Origin of the sequence: Neokomagataea thailandica NBRC 106555 (assembly GCF_001598495.1) — a bacterium.
Taxonomy (GTDB): Bacteria; Pseudomonadota; Alphaproteobacteria; order Acetobacterales; family Acetobacteraceae; genus Gluconobacter; species Gluconobacter thailandicus_A.
The window spans coordinates 18957-38579 of sequence record NZ_BCZB01000026.1 but is presented as its reverse complement, the minus strand read 5'-3'; the positions used below and the strand labels follow the sequence as shown (position 1 = coordinate 38579).

Here is a 19623-nt window from a genome sequence, read left to right as displayed (position 1 = left end):
GGATTTCCCCATTCCGGCCACTCCGGCGGCGTCAACGGCAAGGACACATCCGACATCGTATTCAGCATATCGACAAACGGCACCTGAGCCGCAACGCCTGCAAACAACTCCGGCGCCATATTGGCCACGGCCCCCATCAACAACCCACCGGCTGAACCACCATGCGCCACAATACGCCCGGCCTGCCCATAGCCCTGAGCGACCAAATGCTCGGCAGAGGCAATAAAATCTGTGAACGTATTGGTCTTTTTCTCAGCACGACCGTCAAGGAACCAGCTCCAGCCCTTTTCCGCACCACCGCGAATATGCGCGATCGCATAGACCCAACCCCGATCCACCAAACTAAAGGCCGATACGGAGAACGTCGCATCCATCGAGATACCGTAAGAACCGTACCCGTAAAGCAGCAATGGAGCAGAACCATCTAGAACCTGCCCACGCTTCATCAATACCGTTACAGGCACCTGCTCCCCGTCCGAGGCGGTAGCGAAGAGACGACGTGTTTCGTAATGCTCCGGATCATGCCCTGACGGCACATCCCTCACCTTCTGCAAAATACGCTCGCCCGTTTTGACATCATAATCATACCAGTGGGCCGGGCGCGTTGGGGATTGGTACACATAGCGCAGCACGGAGTGTGTGTATTCCGGGAAACCCAGCAGCGTCAGATCATAAGCGGGTTCATCCATACGGATAGATGTTGCTTCTGCGCGGACATCACCTGCCACGCCTTGCGGCACGACATAGAGATTGATGTTGCCATCACACCGTTCGGCCCAAGCCAAATACCCCTGTGACGCCGTGGCCTCAAGCACATAATGCCCGACCTTATAGGGCACGAATCTTTGCCAATTCGGGCGGTCAGTCGCGGTATCCGGCGTGATCATCAGTTGGAAATCAACCGCACCATCACGGTTGGTCAGCACCACAAAATGATCATTCCAATGCGTGAGCGTATAACGCTCCCCACGCACCAAAGGCGCAGCCACAACAGGCACACGCTCTGGATGCTCCGCCGGGATCAATAGCGTTTCATTCGTGTCATGATCACCACGCTCAATCACGATCCACTTACGTGAAGCACTCGTCCCGATACTCAGGAAGAAACCTGAATCGGTTTCTTCAAACACCAAAACATCCTCACCACCCAATAACGGACGGCGATAGATACGCGACGGACGCCCATGATCATCACGGAAAATCCAAAACAGCCACTGGCTATCTGGTGAAAGCGTGAAGCTCCCCGTCGTGCTCTCAACCGGCGGCGTACACAGCTCACCCGTCGCTAAATCACGCACCTGAATCCGATACACCTCAGATCCCTGCACATCTTCAGCAAAGACATAATAGCGATGATTGGGAGAATGCACCGCAGCCGCCAGAGCGTAATAGGGGAAATCCTTCGCACGCGCTTCAACGTCCAGCAGGATTTCTTCCGCGCCACCACCCCGTGGCCTACGAGCACGCAAAGGATGCTGCGCATCTTTTTCAAAACGGGTGTAATACTCCCACACACCATCCGGCGTTGGTACCGATGATTCATCGGGTGGGATACGCCCTATCATTTCGTCCAAAAGGGCCTTTTGAAGACTTTCCGTATCCTTCAAAACCGCTTCTGCATAAGCATTTTCAGCCCGCAGATGCGTGGCAATATCTTCACGCAAGACTTTCGGGTCCCGCAGAACCTGTTGCCAGTTTTCATCCTTCATCCAAGCAAACTCATCAACGCGTGTGCGCCCTAATTGAGTAATGCTGTGCGGATCACGCCGAGGCGTGGGCGGAGTGGTTGTGCTGTGCGCTGTGCTCATAATGTAAAGATGTGGCGCAGAACGATCCGCTATTCAATGGGGAAGAACACCACCGATTTTAGAGGCTGCAGTGACCTGGGCGCGAACCGAAAAGCCGCGCCACTCTCCGCGCAATCGCCGCGACTTACACCTGATAGGCCCTTACAGCCTTTCCAAATGGCCCTGCGTGACCATTGCCGCATGATGCACGGCGGGCAGTAAAGAGAAATCCTGCAAAATATACAGCACCAAAGCCACAATCAGCAGAAATGCCAAGATGCGGCCAAACAAACGCAAGACACCATAAAGCAGAAAGAAAAACAGCCCTAACAGCACGAGTGTCTGTAATTCTGGTGCCACACCAAAATGAACGAGCGCGCCACGGCATGCCGCCTCCACAACGGCAATAACCGCCGTGACCAAACCCGCCGCAACCAACAAAACAGTACAAACAGCATTCAATAATGCGTGCATTTTGGTGCCCTTCTATCCAACACAGCATCACAACGCGTGCCATCACGCAAAAGATACAAAAACCGCGCTATCACTCTTAGGGATAGACGAAGCGCAGAAGAATGATAAGGAAGATCATTCCTATCATAATGCCGATGCCCTCCCTTTCAATCGGGCCATATACGGCATTCTCTATTGAAAAATGGTGATTTGCCTGATGCCGAGCGCGTCTTCTCTCTTCATAACCATTGTGCAGTCTATTCTGCCTATCCTCGTCACACTCGCCCTCGGCTATTACGCTGCTTACAGACGTGATTTTGATGCCGTACAAGCCAGCGTTCTAACGCGCTTGGTCATGCTCTATGCTCTACCGATTGAGCTCCTCGCCTCCATCCTCAGCACACCACGCGCTGAAGTGATGACCGCAGGCCCTATCGCCGTATTGATCTGCTTCGCCATGATTGGCGGGTATGGGCTGATCTTTGGCGTCTTACACGGTATTTTCCGCTTTCCACGCCGCGAAGCCGCGATGATCGCCATGGCTACAACTGGGCCATCCGTCCCATTCATCGGCATCCCTGTATTAGGGCAGTTATTTGGCCCCGCCAGCGCCGTCCCCATTTCCGTCGGAGCACTGGCCATGAACCTCGTACAAATGCCGCTTTCTTTCATTCTGCTGCAAAATACCAAACCTACAACAGCAGCCAGTACAAAAAGCCCACTCATCGCCCAACTCAAACATGCCTTCCGCGAACCCGTGGTCTGGGTACCTATGCTGGCGCTCACCCTTGTCTGTGTTGGGTTCTCTCTTCCCCCTTTCCTCAAGGGTTCGCTTTTGCTGCTAGGTCATACAACGGGAGGAGCCGCCCTTTTCGCATCTGGCGTGGTGCTCTTTACACGGCAGGTCCGCTTCAGCCCTTTGGTTGGCCTTGTCATCTTTGCAAAAAACCTCGTTATTCCGGGCCTTATCTACGCCATTGCCCGTATGTGGCACCTCCCCCATATGCCAATGCGCGAAACTGTGTTGACGATGGCCATTCCCAGCGCCTCCATCAATGTTATTCTGGCCATGCGCTTTCAGGTTCTTGAGCGTGAGGTTGCATCCATTCTGTTCTTCGGAACGCTGAGTTCAATCGCAACAATGTCCTTCTTCATCTGGCTGACATCCTGACCAAGACATTCACTGGAAAACACCATGCCCAGCTTTCTCTTTGTCTGTACCGGTAACATCTGCCGCTCCCCCCTCGCCGAAGTCGCTATGCGCCATGAGGCTGAAAAACGTGGCCTCACACTGGATATCGACTCCGCAGGCACTGGGCATTGGCACATCGGTGATCCACCTGATCCACGCGCACAACGCGTAGCCCACAAACATGGCCTAGATGCCTCACCCCTGCGTGCACGCGCTGTTCATCCAGAAGATTTCCACAGATTTACCCACATCATCGCATTGGACCAATCACACCTCTTCGCCCTGCAAAAAATGCGCCCCCATAACGCCACAGCAGAGCTTTCCCTGATGCTGGATCACCACCCAAAACGTGAGGGAGATGACGTCGAAGACCCCTATTACGGACCCGACTCTGGCTTTGATAGAGTCTGGAAAGAGGTAGAGTTTGCTTGCAAAACGCTCGCTACCCGCACGTTAGACAACTGATTCAACCACTTGCCCTCTCATGGAGATATCTAATGTCCACAAATGCTGACATCCTCCTCATTGATTCCTTCCCTGCCCCCATTGACACACGCCTCAAAACACTCTTTACCACCCATCAATTTACGACTCCGCAAGAGTTATCCACCATCGCCCCCCGAATCCGTGGAGTCGCCACAGGTGGTGGCTCGGGCCTCCCCTTGGCCATCATGAACCTACTGCCCAATCTCGAAGTTATTTCGGTTAATGGCGTCGGTACGGATCAAATTGATCTCGCCGCAGCACAGGCCAGAAATATACGCGTTGCCACCACCTTAGGCACACTCAACGATGATGTGGCGGATATGGCGCTCAGCCTCATGCTCTCCAGCCTGCGCAACACAGTGCAAAATGATGCCTTCGTCCGTAGCGGCCAATGGAGCACTCAACAACCGCCCCTCGCCCGGACGGTGCGCGGACGAAAAGTCGGTATCGTCGGCTTCGGGAATATCGGACAAGCGATTGCACATCGTGCCGCCGTTTTCGGCGTGGAAATGGCCTATTTCAATTCACGCCCTCGCCCCGAAAGCGCAGTACGCTTTGAGCCCAACCTTCTCAGCCTCGCTGAATGGGCAGATGTTCTTATCCTCGCCGTATCTGGTGGCCCACGCTCCGCCAATATGATTAATGCTGAAATTCTCCAAGCCCTCGGAGCAGACGGTATTTTGATCAATATCGCTCGTGGTACCGTAGTGGATGAAGCCGCCCTGCTCCACGCCCTTAAAAACAACACCATTGCTGGAGCAGGGCTCGACGTGTTCCAAAATGAACCAACCATTCACCCTGAGTTTTTCACACTTCAGAACACAGTCCTACAAGCACACCAAGCTTCCGCGACCATTGAAACACGCACCGTGATGGGCAATCTCATGATTGATAATCTCGTGGCTCATTTCGAAGGAAAACCACTCCTCACGCCTATTCTCTAAACATGGAAACCCGCTCCGAAAGTCTAAAGCTGAGCATCTTGGCCAAATAGACTTTCGGAGAGGCTCTTAGAGCCCTGATGAAAAAATTGGCAGGGCCGACATGCGCCCAGAGGAAAGCTCCGTATTCATATGGGAATGACGGAAATCCGTTATTTTCTAATGCCCTATGCGCACTCATTAAGACTGATTTAGCGTCAGAAGACCAATTTCCAAAAAGACTATTCGAGAATGCGTGTATCATCCCAAAAGACCGTAAATACCAATCATACACCCCGCCATGACCACGAAAAGAAGCGCCCTTATTGTCAATAAAAAACAAAGTCAGGACACGGCTGCGCACGCGCTCCTGCCACTCTCCTGATTTTTTTATTCGTGACTTTATGCCCCTTTCACCAGAGCACAGACGAGCCATCTAATAGCATGCCACTTGGCAAAGAATAGGACGCTATCTCACAGCCTAACCGGCAAACTGCTCAACAATAATACGCTCGGACAACCCGTGGTCAGGGTCAAACAAAACACGCGCATGATAAGAGCGGTCTTCACACACCGTCACATCCACAACATCGCGTATTTCCGTTGAATCCGCGACCGCAGCCGTTGGTCTTTTATCCGTATCCAGAAGCGTAAACCGCACCACTGCCGTCGATGGTAACAAAGCCCCCCGCCAGCGCCTCGGACGAAATGCAGAAATCGGTGTTAATGGTAAGATATTCGCACTCAAAGGGACAATAGGACCATGTGCCGATAAATTATACGCCGTTGATCCCGCAGGTGTCGCAACAATAATGCCATCGCATACAAGCTCCTCCAAACGTGTTCGCCCGTCCACTTCAATACGAATATGCGATGTTTGCCGCGTCTGGCGGAACAAAAAAACATCATTAAACGCCAATGCTTCTGCCACTTCACCCGAAGCCGTCCGGGCCGTCATCCGCAACGGATGCAAAATAGATGGCTGTGCTCGGTCCAAACACTCCATCAACTCCTCCTCATGCGGCGCATTCATGAGGAAACCCACCGTGCCGTAATTCATACCGTACACTGACACATCACACCCCATGACCGTATGAAGCGTCTCCAGCATAAATCCGTCACCGCCAAGGCACACCACAACCTCAGCATCCTCTATCGCAGCATCACCATAACGCGTGATAAAGCGAGAAAGCGCCTCCTGCGCTGGTGGCGCATTAGAAGCCCGAAAAGCAATTTTCATAATGCTATCAGATCAACCGACGGTTCTGCTGCACCTGCATGCGCTGACGCGTCTTTTCAACCAAAGACATATCCACATCAGCAACCCCCCAGCCAATTTCACTCCCCAACGTCAACACAACATCCCCCCACGGGCTTACAATCATAGAGTGCCCATAAGTTTGGCGCTTCGTACCATCTGCTTCAACATACCACCCCGTTGTCCCACACGCGACAACCCACGCCTGCATCTCAATCGCACGAGCACGTAACAGCACCTCCCAATGCGCCTCACCCGTCTGCTGCGTAAAGGCCGCAGGTAACAGAACCATATTCACATCCGCAGCCCGCAACGCCAAAAACAGCTCTGCAAAGCGCATATCGTAACAAATGGCCAAACCCGTCGGGATACCCGCAATATCAACCGTCGTTACGTCTTCCCCCGCGACGTAAGTATCACTCTCACGATACCCTTCACCATTTGGTGTCACAACGTCAAAAAGATGGATTTTGCGGTACCGGGCTGCTTCATGCCCATCCGGTGAAAACACCAATGTCGTATTCGCTAGGCGGGTAGCCCCATCCTGCTCAACACGTTCACCGATCGAGCCACCATGCACCCAAATCCCATGCTGTCGCGCCATTTCACGCAGCGTCTCATACAACACACCCCCAGCATCTCCCGGCGTGGGTAAGACCTCCGAAGCGGATAGCTTTGTATCACGCACACCGCCCAAACAGCTCCACACTTCCGGCATTACCACCAGCTCTGCCTGCCCTTGTGTCACCGCTTCAGCAACCAAACGCTGAGCTTGAGCGATATTCTCGGCCCGTTCCGTGCCCGGCGTCATCTGGATCAGTGCGATACGCATCATCATGCCCCTATGGGTTTCAGTATCACCACTGATACGCGATGCTCAGCCTGCGCGTAAATCCCGTCTTGCAGAAACACCATCAGAAGCAAAACCTTTCCGCACAGTATCCGCCAAACGACTAATATCCACAGATGCCGGAGAAAGGCGATAATTCTCCACAACGCTCTTTTGCTGCCGAATAGCACTTGGCACCCGGCTATCCTTCCGAATACACCCCGCCAGTTCTGGCTCCCACTTCAAAAAAGAACGACACGCCGTAAAGAGTTTTTCAAAGGTTCTACGGCCACTCCGATGGCTCGCAGCTTGGTTAATTACTACCTGACAATCATCGACACCCCCACCCACCGCACGCCGATCCCGCGCGTACAGCTTCATCACCGCATAAACATCAGCCAGCGCCGTAGGTTCTTCCGTTGTTACTGCAAAGAACCGATCCGCTACTGCAGATAGATGCCGTGTCACAACATCAATACCCGCGCATAAATCCAAAATAATCACATCATAACGGCGCAGAAGACGCAGTGACAGCAAGAGCCGGTCCGCACTTCCTCGCTCCAAACCCACGCCAGAAGACAGACCTGACCGACCGGGCAATACATCAAAAATCAACGGCGTTTTACCCCGTGTCATCGCGCCAGACGTATAGGTCTGGATGGCCTCCTCCAAACGGCATGTGCCAGACAGTAAATCCACGAGATCATAACGCGGCGCCAACCCCAGTTGTAAGTCCACATTCGCCAAACTGAAATCACCATCCACAATCAAAACCCGACTGCCAGAACGTGCGAGTTCATGGGCCAGTGAAACCGACAACCACGTCTTACCAACCCCCCCTTTACCAGATGCCACTGCAACAACCCGCGTACGCTCTCCATCCGGTAACGCCGCACCATCTTCCATGCTCATCAGCGATAGAATTTTATCATTTTTCGCCTGCTGCATCATCATTTCGCTCATTATACGCGTCCTTGTGCCAGCATATGGCGCGCTAAAACTTCTGCACTTCTCGGTAAAGACGCACACCCTACCGGCATACTCTCTGATCGCCCCGTCAGCGTCTGCCCCCGAGCACCCAAACGTTTTTTCGGCGCCAACGCCGTCGCCTTTTGCCCTGTGGCTGGCGCACGCTTTTGCATATCCATCAAAACATCACGCAACACCTTAGGCGTCACAGGGATCAATCCATCAATCACCCCACGCCCAGAACTTACCTCTACCAAAGACATTCCCCGCAAAGATGCTTGCACAATCCCCCCCATCCGACGTGTACAATCCGTTTTCGAAACAATAAGGTGATTAGCGCCTATATTGCGGAACGCATCCAGCGTATCGCACGTCTCTTCCACATGCCCTCCCGCCGGATGCACCACCGCCAAACTTGCCTGAAGAGCGCGCTGGATCTTGACCAACCGCCCCATCAACGCCGCATCCCAAGGGGAAACACCAAACGCATCTACCAGCATCATACGCCTCTGGCCCTCTCGCACATACAAAGCGCGCAAAGCCTCCGGCGTTTCCACCGCACGCAAATCCACGCGCAGAATATCCATACAGGCAGATAATTGTTCAAAAGCCCCTGACCGTTCTGTATCCACTGTCACGACCAAAGGCTCGTGCCCAGCGAGCACCATGCGCGTCGCTAAACGTGTCACCGCAAGCGTTTTACCACCGCCCGGCACACCACATACCACCAATGGTGGCGCACCCCGCGCAAGGTCCAAGCTGCCAATACACATATATTGACCCAACATCATCACTTCTTGCTCGGGGCTTTCTGCGCTTTGTAGTGCTGGCAAAGAAAACCCATGCCACTCTTGCAGTGACAATGAGGTAACAATAGATTCCTCGGCATGATACGGCTGCCCCGCAGAAGAGAGAGAACCCACTGGAACTGAAACCGGGGCAGGCTCATCCTCCACATCATCCCACGCGACCGTCACCTCGACCCCACCGCCACGCACGGGCCGTGTTTCCAAGATCAAAGCATCATCACCAAACTCGCGCCGAACAACCGCCATTGCAGCAGGCATGGACGCTTCTCGTATCAGTTTTACGCGCATGCCCGCTCTCGATCACACATCACGACACCACCCCAACCGTCCGAATTTTAGCCCGGCTCGAAATTTCAGACTGGGACAGCACCATCGTGGCTGGCCGTATCCGCTCCATCACCATCCGTAAAGGACGCCTAAAACCAGCAGCCACCAGCAATACAGGATTCTCTCCCTGCCCTAAGGCCACCTCCAAAGACTGACGCAATGTCATGACCAATTCGTTAAGAACCGTGGGCGGCAAAGCGAACTGACGATCCTCTACTGGACCTGCCATATTCTCCGAAAGGCGGACCTCCCATTCCGGGCTCAACGTCACCACAGGAATATACCCCTGCGGCCCCGCTACAGCAGCACTAATCTGCCGCGCAAGGCGCGTACGTGTATGCGTGGTAAGAGCCGGAACCGTTTTCAGCCCCAGGCCACATCCTTCTTGCAAGGCCTCCAAAATGCCTGCCAGATCACGAATGGAAATGCGCTCAGCCAAAAGGCTCTGCAAAACACGCTGAATAACGCTCACAGACACTTGGGACGGCACCAAATCCACAATTAATTTTTGCTGCTCACGCGGTAACTCATCAAGTAACTTCTGCGTCTCAGTATAAGAGAGCAGCTCCGACATATTTTCCCGTACCAACTCCGTTAAATGCGTAATCATCACGCTCGCGGGATCAACCACCGTATAGCCGCGTATCAACGCAGCCTCTCTCTGCCCCTGGTCAATCCAACGCGCGGCCAAGCCAAAAGCTGGCTCTTTCGTATCTTCACCCACCAGATCGGGCATACCACCCTTAGGATCCATGGCCAGTAGATGGTGAACTTTCAAAGCTCCTTGGCCAACAGAAATTTCTTTAATTTTGACGCAATAAGCATCGGCATCGAGCTGCAAATTATCCTGAATGCGCACAGGCGGAAGAACAAACCCCATCTCCGCAGCAATCGTACGGCGCAGCACCTTAATCTGCTCAGTCAGGCGAGCATTTTCTCCCCCCGCGATAGAGAGAAGATTAAATCCCAGCTCTAATTTCAACAGATCAACGCGCAGTGTTTCCCCAATCGGTACTTCCGTATTGTGCGTTGCATCCGGTGTCGGTGGCAATTCTTCACCCTCCTCTACCTCGCTCAAAGGGGAGTGAAAACGCCACCATGCTCCTCCGCCAGCCAATGCCGCCAGTGCCAAAAATGGTAAAGCGGGCAAACCCGGCATCAAAGCCAACATGAAAGCCGATCCCGCCGCCAGTGCCAAAGGCTTGGCATTCCCTCCCAACTGCCGCACCAAGGTCACATCTGCGGCACCTTCTGTGCCGCCTTTCGTCACCACAATACCGGACGCTGTTGAAACCAAAAGCGCTGGAATTTGCGAAACAAGGCCATCACCGATCGTTAAAGTCGTAAAGGCTGAGGTCGCATCTGACACAGACATAGAATGACGCCCGACACCAATAGCCAAACCACCGATGATATTAATGGCAGTAATAATCACACTGGCTATAGCGTCACCACGCACGAATTTTGCAGCACCATCCATGGCGCCATAAAACCCACTTAACTCTTCTAATTCACGACGCTTTTTACGCGCAGTTTTATCGCTAATTGCCCCCGATGATAGTTCTGCATCAATGGCCATTTGCTTGCCCGGCATTGCATCCAGCGTAAACCGCGCCGCCACTTCTGCAATACGCCCGGAACCTTTGGTAATAACCATAAAATTCACCACCAAAAGGATAATGAACAAAATGGCCCCAATCAGAACGTCTCCCCCCATCAAGAACCCACCAAAAGCGGCCACGACATGCCCAGCCGCATAAGTGCCTTCATAACCATGACTAAGGATCAGACGGGTCGTCGCGACCTCCAGCGATAACCGCAACAATGTTGTAAGCAAAAGTAGTGTCGGGAATGATGTAAAATCTAACGGTCGCTGCAAAAACAATGCGACCATCAGTACCAGAACAGAAGCTGTCACCGACAACGCTAAACCGACATCTAAAATAAACGTCGGTAACGGCAGCACAAGCACCGATAAAAGAGCAGCAACCGCGAGCGCCAGCCCAATATCCGTTCCGGGAACAAAATATGTTCCTTTTTTCAGCCACCCCGGTACAGGAAGGTTCAGCATAACTGCGTTAAATGATGGCAGGCGCGCAAGCAATGACGGCTTTACACTTATGTCATTCACCAACGGCCTCCCCCACATATGCACCACTGCACCTGCAAGACAACACTCTCATTAATGCTTTAATATAGGGTTAAATTTTACCGTTTCGATTTCTCAGATTTCACAATTTCTGTCATCGTCACTCCCAAGCGAGACTCATCCACCATCACCACTTCACCACGGGCAATCAGACGATTATTCACCATAATATCAATAGGATCCCCAATTTTCCGATCCAACTCCACCACCGCACCGCGCCCTAAACGCAAAAGCTGGCTGACCTGCATAGACGTGCGCCCCAAAACGGCACTAACCGTGACAGGAACATCATAAATCGCTTCTAAATCATGCGCAAAACGCGGCGCTTCTGATGCTGCATGGCCAGAAATTTCTTCTTGCTTTTCCACATGCATATTCAACGTATCCATCACATTATTCTCCTATTTTTCTCAAACGATTATTCAAAATATGCTGCAATGACTGCAGCACCCCTTGTCCATCCCGCACGGCTTCCCCGCTCTGCCATGACACTTTAAAATCGCCTGAGGCGAGCGCGTCACTTTCGGTACATTTCAAAAATTCAATGCCCTGCTGCTCGCATAATGCCTGCAAAAGAGCCCCCTCTCCCACAGGCATTGAACATTCTACATTAGAAACATTCTTCAGAAGCGGCAGCAATCGCTCCATCACCAAGCGGCGCTCCTCTGCCCCATATTCTGCCAACAATGCCGGAAATAAACGCGCCGTCATCTCAACCAAGGTCAGAGCTGCCTGTCCAACAGTCTCGGAGAGATGCTCATGTACCTCTGCTTGAATAGAAGCGATGCACGCCTTTAAAGAGCGCTCAAAAGCACAGCGCTGCAATTCATGTTCAGCCGCAGCATGCTCACGCCCAAAGCGCACACCATCTTCGAACCCTTCCTGACGGGCCGTAGCATATTCCTCCTCTGTAAAATGCTTAACTGGTGTTTCTTCCACCTCAGATGCCGCCCGAACACCGTCATCCTCAACAATAATCGGCGGATCAAAATCTTCCAAAAACAACGAGATATGCGCTGACGACATCATATCATTTCATTTTCGATATCTTGTTGATCCATCACTTCAATTTCACCACGATCCAGCAACGCTTTTGCTACGATCATGACTTCATTCTGTGCGGCATCCACATCCTTAATCCGCATCGGCCCGAGCGCCTCTATTTCATCGCGCAAAATACGCGCAGATCGCTCGGACATCGTTTTGAAAAAGGCATTTTTAAGCCCCTCACTCGCACCTTTCAAAGCGATCGGAATATGCTCACGGGGCACAGCATTATACAGCGCCACCAGCCCATCCGTTGGGATCTTCACCAATTCTTCAAAAGTAAACATCAAACCACGCACACAATCTGCATCTTCTGGGCTATGCTCTTCCAGTGCATCCATAAACCGCCCTTCAAGACGCCGATCAAAATTATTAAAAATATCCGCCAAGACTTCATGACTGTTTCTATGCGAACCACGCGGCAAATTCGCGACAAACTCTGAACGCAGCGTTTTCTCAACACTTTGCAAAACGCCTTTTTGTACATTTTCCAATTTCAACATGCGCGTCATAACATCCAGCGCAAAATCTTCCGGCAATAATGCCAAAACCTTAGCCGAATGGACGGCCTGAATACGACTAAGGACCACAGCAACCGTTTGCGGATATTCATTTCGCAAGTAATTAGCGAGAACCACTTCAGAGATATTACCGAGCTTATCCCACATTGTGCGCCCCGCAGGACCACGAATTTCTTCCATAATGGACACGGCGCGCCCTGCTGGTAGGGCTCTTTTCAACAAACGCTCCGTCGTTTCCAAATCCCCGACAAGCGTTTCTGCTGAACCCAACCCCTCACTAAACTCACTACACACACGTTCGACAGCATCAGCCGATACAATACCCAATTGAGACATCGCGGCCGATACTTCACGAATTTCCTCTTCATGCATTTGCTCAAAGAGACGCGCGCATTTTTCTTCACCCAGCGTCATCATCAAAACAGCTGCTTTTTGAGGGCCACTCAACATACGTTCAACCGCCATGATCTTTAAGCCTTCTCATGCTGAGGCAGCAACCAGTTGCGCATCAATGCAATACTTTCCGTTGGGTTACTCTCAACCAGTTCACTCACCTTCTGAATGGAAGAGGCCTTGATCTGCCCGGTCACCCCATCCATCGCCACCATTTCCTCTATCGACTGTTGCGGCACCGTGGCGGGATGAACAGCCTGCCCTTCCTCAGCAACAGGAAACCTCAACGCCGCTTCGGAACGATTTTCTAAAGCAATAGCCTCGGATCGTTCCGTCTGCACCGGACGCAATAATGGGCGCACGACAAAGAACAGAACCAGCACTAAACACACGGCAAAAATACCAAAACGTGCTAACTCCATCCCCCCAGCATGCCCTATAAAATGGGCCATAACGCCCGTATTATCTGGCGCAGTAGCCACCTCGACATTAGCAAACTGCATGGACATAACCGTCACCACATCCCCGCGCGCCTCATCAAAGCCAATAGCGCTTTTCGTAAGAGCCGTCAGACGGTTCAATTCTTCTGTAGAGCGAGGCGTCCACGTTACCTGCCCTTTACTATCTTTAACCGTTACGCCATCAACCATAACCGCCACGCTTAACCGTGCTAAACGCGGTTCATCCTGCACTAAAGTTCTTACCTTATGACCAATCTCATAATTATTGGTCTGCTCTTGGCGCGTGCTTTGCGTGCCCGTCTCTGACTGGGTCGAGCCCGCATTCGGCAAATTATTCCCAACACTCGTATTTGAAGCACCCTGATTATTGCTATTCTTTTCACTGCGCGTTTGCTGTGAACGCAGCACTTGTTCATCAGGATCATAGCTCTCCTGGGTTTCATGCACATGATCACTGTTCATCTGAACCGTCGTTTCAGCGCGCACATGCCCCATACCTAATGACGCCCCAAGCATATCTTCCACAGCGCGGGATACACGCTGTTCTAATGCCTGTTTTTGTGCTTCTGGCGTATCCCCGCCCTGAGCACTCCCCACGCCTTGCTTCAACAAAACATGCCCACGATTATCGATCAGGGAAATATTCCGTGTTTCCAAACCGGGAACCGCAGACGAGACCAGATTAACCACGGCATTCACACTCTCATCATCGAGGCGTCGTGCACCGTCCATTGACAGCAAAATGCTCGCCTGCGCCCCCTGCTCATCGGTGGAAAACATCTCCCGATGCCGCAAAACCAAATGCACGCGGGCACCATGCACACCATGAATCAACCGGATGGAACGCTCCAACTCCCCTTCCAAAGCGCGGGTCTCATTAATCGTCTGCTCAAACTGGGTTGCTGTGAAATTATTACCTTTATCGAAAATTTCGTACCCGACAGACCCACCAGACGGCAGCCCACTCCGCGCCAGTAATAACCGAGCAGAGGCCACCTGTTCCTGTGGAACGAAAATAGCCCCCCCCTGATCTTCCAGACGGTAAGTAATATGCGCTTTGGAGAGTTGCTCTACGATTTCACCCGCCTCGCGCGGGTCCAAATCTCGGTACAACAGACCATCCGCAGATGTCCCGCCATGCATAACCAGAACACCCAAAAGCACCATTAGCGCCACTCCCACGCCTCCCAATGCAGCAAGGCGCGACAAACCTAACTGACGCAGATTGGTCAGAAGAGCATTCATACGTCAGAGCACCCGGCATACAGACGAGCAACACGCCAACCCCTCCCTGTCTGCTCTACCCGCATACACATGATGCTCACTTTCAGTGTGCCATTCGCCCTAACGTCACTATGCACACGACAGGTAAACAGACGCTTAACTCAAAAACAAAAAAACCCGGCCAAAGCCGGGTTTTCTCTACAGGTCATACACCCACTCAAAGTGGCTTAAACATCATCATCTTCATCGTCTTCTTCTGGCGGTAACGGTGCCGTCAGCACACCACCCAACAATTCTTGCTCAACCAAACTCTCAGCAATTTGCACAGAATTCAGTGCCGCACCCTTACGTAAGTTGTCCGACACACACCACAAGGCCAAGCCATTCTCTACCGTTGGGTCAATGCGCAAACGTGAAACATAGGTGGCATCTTCACCTACACACTCCAACGGCGTGACATAACCGCCATCCTCACGCACATCACGCAGAATAACGCCCGGAGCTTTGCGCAAAGCCTCACGCGCAGCACGCAGATCAACCGGCTTTTCACACTCAATGCTGATCGCTTCAGAGTGACCAATAAAGACAGGAACACGCACACACGTCGCCAAAACTTTAATATCTGGGTCCAGAATCTTGCGCGTTTCAACGGCCATCTTCCACTCTTCTTTGGTGGAGCCATCATCCATAAAACGATCAATATGCGGAATCACATTAAACGCAATTTGCTTCGTAAACTGTGCCACTGTCGGCGGATCGCTCACGAAAGAACCCTTTGTCTGCGTAAAGAGTTCATCCATGCCGTCCTTACCCGCACCGGACACGGCTTGGTACGTGGACACGACCAAACGCTTAATGCCGAACAAATCATGCAGAGGCTTCAACGCCACAACCATCTGCGCCGTTGAGCAATTTGGATTTGCAATAATGTTCTTGCGCGCTTTCCGCAAAGCCTTGGCATTCACTTCCGGCACAACCAGAGGAATACCCGGCTCCATACGGAAATGGGAGGTGTTATCAATCACCACACAGCCCGCAGCCGCGGCACGAGGCGCATGAACGGAAGACACTTTTGCACCGGGGGAGAACAACGCAATATCCCAACCCGTGAAGTCAAACGTCTCCAGATTCTGAACCTTCAGAACCTTTTTATCTCCAAACGATACCTCACGCCCCGTGGAACGCGGTGATGCCAGTGCGACAATCTCATCCACTGGAAAGTCACGCTCCGCCAGCGTCTTTAAAATCTCACGACCAACCGCACCCGTGGCACCAACAACCGCAACCCGATAACCCATAATTTTTAATCCGTTCCTGCCCTAATTAACCGACAAGCGGCAGACGCTTGACCAATGACGAAAGGCGATGACGCCTCAACTCATAACGAGCCTTCTTGCTCGCCGCCATATAATTGAGCTGTATCGAATAACGCGTGCCAACAAACTGGCGATGTCCATGCCAAGCCGTCGGACCATTCGGGAAGATCACCAATGTACCTTCCGCAGGCGTTACTTCAACATCATAATCTTCAATATCATCCGGCCCCTTCAGAAGGCGCAGACACCCTTCATGAGATGACCAATCTTCATTCCGTGGGTTCAGATACAGCAAAATTGTCACCAACTTCGCCGTCGAATCACAATGGATCCGTCCATCCTTCTCACGCGTCCGCCCGCGCATGGTCAGCATGGACGGAGCATCAGCCACATCAATGGCAAATTTCTCCGCCACCAGAGCTTTCAATTCTGGCCCTTCCAACGCGGCCATCAACGCCTGCACACGCGGCGTTAACGACAGGGCTTCCGGCGGGAAAGAGCCCCCTGACGCCATCGGCGGCAGCTCTTTCACAAGCGCAGCAAGATCATCATTTCCGATGAAATGAGGCACCACAGCATGCGGGAAAGGCTTCTCCGCAACGGGCACACGCTTCAGAGCTTCATAATTGAGCGGAACACTGGTCATAGCGTGCATGACGCTACCCCCACACCCCATCAGTGGCAAGAGCTTCCCATGCAACCCTCACATTCCCATATGTGACCTTACGGTTTCACGGACCGTAAAAATACGTTAGTTTGCACAGCTAAAACGACAGGAGATTTCCCATGGGCGACGATCAGGACGCCATCAGCAGCGCCAATCTAGCCTATCTGACGGCCCTCCATGAACAATGGTTAGAAGACCCAAACACGGTTGACCCAACCTTTGCGGACCTCTTCAGCACATTGGGCCTCGGCCTTCCTGTCTCCTCCAGTACGACCACACACAACACCGCCAACACCAGCCATGATGATGCCCTGCGCGCGGCTTACCGCCAACGCGGGCATGTCATGGCACAACTCGACCCGCTTGGCCTGACCAATCATCATCCCCCTGCAGAACTCATCCCAGAAGGGGCAAACCCAACCCTACGAGCCGCCCTGCAGCGCGCTTATTGTGGTACGCTCGCCGTTGAATTCATGCATATCCAAGACCCGGATAAACGCCAATGGTGGATTGAACGGTTTGAGCAACCACAGCCCACTACACCCGCCACCGAGTTCATTCTCTCTGCACTGACCGCCGCAGAAGGCTTTGAAACCTTCTGCCAAAAACGCTTTAAAGCCATGCGCCGCTTCGGCTTAGAAGGCGGAGAAAGCCTCGTCGTTGCCCTACGCGCTATCCTTGAGCATGCGGCTGATGATCAAACAGACTCCATGTCCATCGGTATGCCGCATCGCGGGCGGCTCAATGTCATGGCCAATGTTCTACGGAAGCCTTTTGAAGCCATCTTCAATGAATTCCGTGGTGGCTCTTTCAAACCCGAAGACATTGATGGCTCAGGGGACGTAAAATATCACCTAGGCACCGCCACAACCATCACACGACAGGGCCACGATATTCGTGTGTCTCTCCTACCGAACCCTTCTCATCTTGAAGCCATTAACCCGGTTGTTCTAGGGCGTATTCGCGCGGATCAAGACCAAAATACCAACCCACGGCATCACCACCGCCACCACAACACAACACGCGGTGATAAGCATCTGGGCGTGCTTGTGCATGGGGATGCGGCCTTTGCAGGCCAAGGTGTGGTGTATGAAACGCTCATGCTGTCTCAACTCGCTGGCTACCGGACGGGCGGCACCATCCATCTGATCATCAATAACCAGATTGGCTTCACCACCGTCCCTGAAGATGGTTTCTCCGGTACGCGCGGCACCGATATTGCCAAATCTATCGAAGCACCGATTTTGCACGTCAATGGTGACGACCCAGAAGCCGTGTTCCGCGCAGCCGCACTCGCCTATGAATGGCGCAAAGCCTTCCGGTCGGACATTGTCCTCGATATCGTGTGCTATCGCCGCTTTGGCCATAACGAAACAGACGAACCCGCTTTCACACAACCCACCATGGTGCGTGCTATCCGCGCCCGCTCTTCTGTGCGCCGTCTCTATGCCGATTCACTCATCCAACGCGGCATCGTGTCAGAAGCGCACATCGAAATGCTTTGGAATAACGCACAGAACATTCTCGAAGCCGCCTATAGCGCCGCTCCAGATTATCGTCCCGACCCTACGGAATGGCTTGATACACCACAGAATCCCACACGCCTTGAGGATGAGCCCGAACGCATCCAACCCATGACCGGCGTCCCCCTAAAGCGCTTACGTCTTGCCGCTGATGGATTATCCACAATTCCTGAAGGCCTAACGATCCACCCGCGCCTTGCCCGGCAAATCCTTGCACGCGGAGATGCTATCGCTGCAGGCAAACCACTCGACTGGGCAAGCTGTGAAGCTCTGGCTTTTGGTACGCTCTCTATGGACGGGCACCCTGTACGCCTTTCCGGGCAAGATAGCCGCCGTGGTACCTTCTCCCAGCGCCATGCTGTCTTGATCGACCAAGAAACCGGACGGGAGGAAACACCTCTCGCTAATCTGGCGCCCCACCAAGCACCGCTCCATTTTTGGAACTCCCCCCTCTCGGAATACGCGGTTCTAGGCTTTGAATATGGCTACTCCCTCGGCAACCCAGACGCACTCGTCGTATGGGAAGCGCAGTTTGGGGACTTCGTAAACGGCGCTCAAATTATTCTGGATCAGTTTATCGCCTCAGGGGAAACAAAGTGGCTGCGGACCTCTGGTCTCGTACTCCTGCTACCGCATGGCTATGAAGGTGGAGGGCCAGAGCACTCATCGGCACGACCCGAACGTATTTTGCAGCTCTGCGCCGAGAACAACCTGCGCGTCTGCAATATCTCCACCCCCGCCAACTACTTCCACGCCTTACGCCGACAAATCGCCCGGCGCTGCCGCAAACCCTTGGTGGTATTCACCCCAAAATCGCTCCTACGCCACAAAGAAACCGTGTCTCCATTGGAGGATATGGGCCCACAAACCCGCTTCCACCCCGTCCTGCCAGACCCTGACTATAATGCAGGCGCAACAAGGATCATCCTTTGCACAGGCAAGGTCTTTTATGACCTTCTGGCCGAACGCCGGAGCGCGCAAAAAGACAATGTCGCCCTCATCCGCTTGGAGCAACTCTACCCGTTCCCCGGCCGTGAGCTACAACAAGAACTCGCCCGCTACCCAAATGCGCAAGAGATCCTCTGGTGCCAAGAAGAACCCCAAAATAATGGGGCATGGCATTTCGTTGACCGCCGCATTGAACGCGTCCTCACAGAAATGAAGCTTCCCGTTCAACGGCCCGTCTATGTCGGCCGCGCCAGTGCCGCATCCCCCGCAACTGGACTGGCTCAGCTACACACATGGCAACAAGAAAGCCTCATTAAAACAGCCATTGGCACAGCCTGATCCAC

The 19623-nt window shown here is 52.9% G+C and carries 17 protein-coding genes; 4 read left to right on the top strand and 13 right to left on the bottom strand.

Features of this window, described 5'->3' with window-relative positions; translation table 11 throughout:
* Both NTH01S_RS09285 and NTH01S_RS09280 read right to left on the bottom strand, forming a co-directional pair.
* Positions 1-1808, bottom strand: a 1808-nt coding sequence (locus NTH01S_RS09285) for a S9 family peptidase (protein ID WP_068172860.1), incomplete at its 3' end; no start/stop codon positions are given.
* 141 nt (positions 1809-1949) lie between these two features.
* Complete coding sequence (locus tag NTH01S_RS09280) at positions 1950-2261, bottom strand: hypothetical protein (protein WP_068172858.1); 312 nt, start codon at positions 2259-2261, stop codon at positions 1950-1952.
* Positions 2262-2457: 196 nt separating this feature from the next.
* Here NTH01S_RS09280 and NTH01S_RS09275 point away from each other — a divergent pair, with 196 nt between their 5' ends.
* From NTH01S_RS09275 to NTH01S_RS09265, 3 genes are read left to right on the top strand one after another with little or no spacing between them, the layout of a single operon-like run.
* The gene (locus NTH01S_RS09275) at positions 2458-3411 is read left to right on the top strand and encodes an AEC family transporter (protein ID WP_068172895.1); all 954 of its coding nucleotides are present in this window, start codon (positions 2458-2460) and stop codon (positions 3409-3411) included.
* 24 nt (positions 3412-3435) lie between these two features.
* Complete coding sequence (locus NTH01S_RS09270; RefSeq protein WP_068172856.1) at positions 3436-3897, top strand: low molecular weight protein-tyrosine-phosphatase; 462 nt, start codon at positions 3436-3438, stop codon at positions 3895-3897.
* Positions 3898-3929: 32 nt separating this feature from the next.
* On the top strand, positions 3930-4862 hold the full coding sequence (locus tag NTH01S_RS09265; protein ID WP_068172855.1) for a 2-hydroxyacid dehydrogenase: 933 nt from the start codon (positions 3930-3932) through the stop codon (positions 4860-4862).
* Between the two features lie 457 nt (positions 4863-5319).
* Here NTH01S_RS09265 and NTH01S_RS09260 read toward each other — a convergent pair whose 3' ends face one another.
* The 11 genes from NTH01S_RS09260 to NTH01S_RS09210 all read right to left on the bottom strand — a co-directional run bounded on the left by NTH01S_RS09260 (position 5320) and on the right by NTH01S_RS09210 (position 16796).
* Complete coding sequence (locus NTH01S_RS09260; RefSeq protein WP_068172850.1) at positions 5320-6078, bottom strand: NAD kinase; 759 nt, start codon at positions 6076-6078, stop codon at positions 5320-5322.
* A gap of 7 nt (positions 6079-6085) precedes the next feature.
* Complete coding sequence (locus tag NTH01S_RS09255; RefSeq protein WP_068172892.1) at positions 6086-6928, bottom strand: carbon-nitrogen hydrolase family protein; 843 nt, start codon at positions 6926-6928, stop codon at positions 6086-6088.
* A 45-nt stretch (positions 6929-6973) separates the two neighbouring features.
* Positions 6974-7888, bottom strand: coding sequence for an AAA family ATPase (locus NTH01S_RS09250; protein ID WP_169802065.1), 915 nt, complete (start codon positions 7886-7888; stop codon positions 6974-6976).
* Complete coding sequence (locus NTH01S_RS09245) at positions 7888-8991, bottom strand: flagellar biosynthesis protein FlhF (RefSeq protein WP_084367241.1); 1104 nt, start codon at positions 8989-8991, stop codon at positions 7888-7890. Before NTH01S_RS09245 ends, NTH01S_RS09250 begins: the two co-directional genes overlap by 1 nt.
* A gap of 19 nt (positions 8992-9010) precedes the next feature.
* A complete protein-coding gene (flhA, locus tag NTH01S_RS09240; RefSeq protein WP_068172835.1) occupies positions 9011-11101 on the bottom strand; it encodes a flagellar biosynthesis protein FlhA in 2091 nt (696 codons plus the stop codon).
* Positions 11102-11238: 137 nt separating this feature from the next.
* Positions 11239-11553, bottom strand: coding sequence for a flagellar motor switch protein FliN (gene fliN / locus NTH01S_RS09235; protein ID WP_084367244.1), 315 nt, complete (start codon positions 11551-11553; stop codon positions 11239-11241).
* A gap of 19 nt (positions 11554-11572) precedes the next feature.
* Positions 11573-12208, bottom strand: a complete 636-nt coding sequence (locus tag NTH01S_RS09230) for a FliH/SctL family protein (RefSeq protein ID WP_157070928.1) — start codon at positions 12206-12208, stop codon at positions 11573-11575.
* On the bottom strand, positions 12205-13212 hold the full coding sequence (locus NTH01S_RS09225) for a flagellar motor switch protein FliG (protein ID WP_068172826.1): 1008 nt from the start codon (positions 13210-13212) through the stop codon (positions 12205-12207). Before NTH01S_RS09225 ends, NTH01S_RS09230 begins: the two co-directional genes overlap by 4 nt.
* Positions 13213-13217: 5 nt before the next feature.
* Positions 13218-14846 (bottom strand): flagellar basal-body MS-ring/collar protein FliF, encoded by a 1629-nt coding sequence (gene fliF, locus NTH01S_RS09220; protein WP_068172824.1) that lies wholly within the window; start codon positions 14844-14846, stop codon positions 13218-13220.
* A gap of 206 nt (positions 14847-15052) precedes the next feature.
* Positions 15053-16123: an aspartate-semialdehyde dehydrogenase gene (locus NTH01S_RS09215; protein ID WP_068172822.1), complete on the bottom strand. Its 1071-nt coding sequence runs from the start codon at positions 16121-16123 to the stop codon at positions 15053-15055.
* A 25-nt stretch (positions 16124-16148) separates the two neighbouring features.
* Complete coding sequence (locus NTH01S_RS09210) at positions 16149-16796, bottom strand: 2OG-Fe(II) oxygenase family protein (RefSeq protein WP_370664319.1); 648 nt, start codon at positions 16794-16796, stop codon at positions 16149-16151.
* Between the two features lie 131 nt (positions 16797-16927).
* Here NTH01S_RS09210 and NTH01S_RS09205 point away from each other — a divergent pair, with 131 nt between their 5' ends.
* Positions 16928-19618, top strand: a complete 2691-nt coding sequence (locus NTH01S_RS09205; protein ID WP_068172821.1) for a 2-oxoglutarate dehydrogenase E1 component — start codon at positions 16928-16930, stop codon at positions 19616-19618.
* Positions 19619-19623 lie beyond the last annotated feature (5 nt).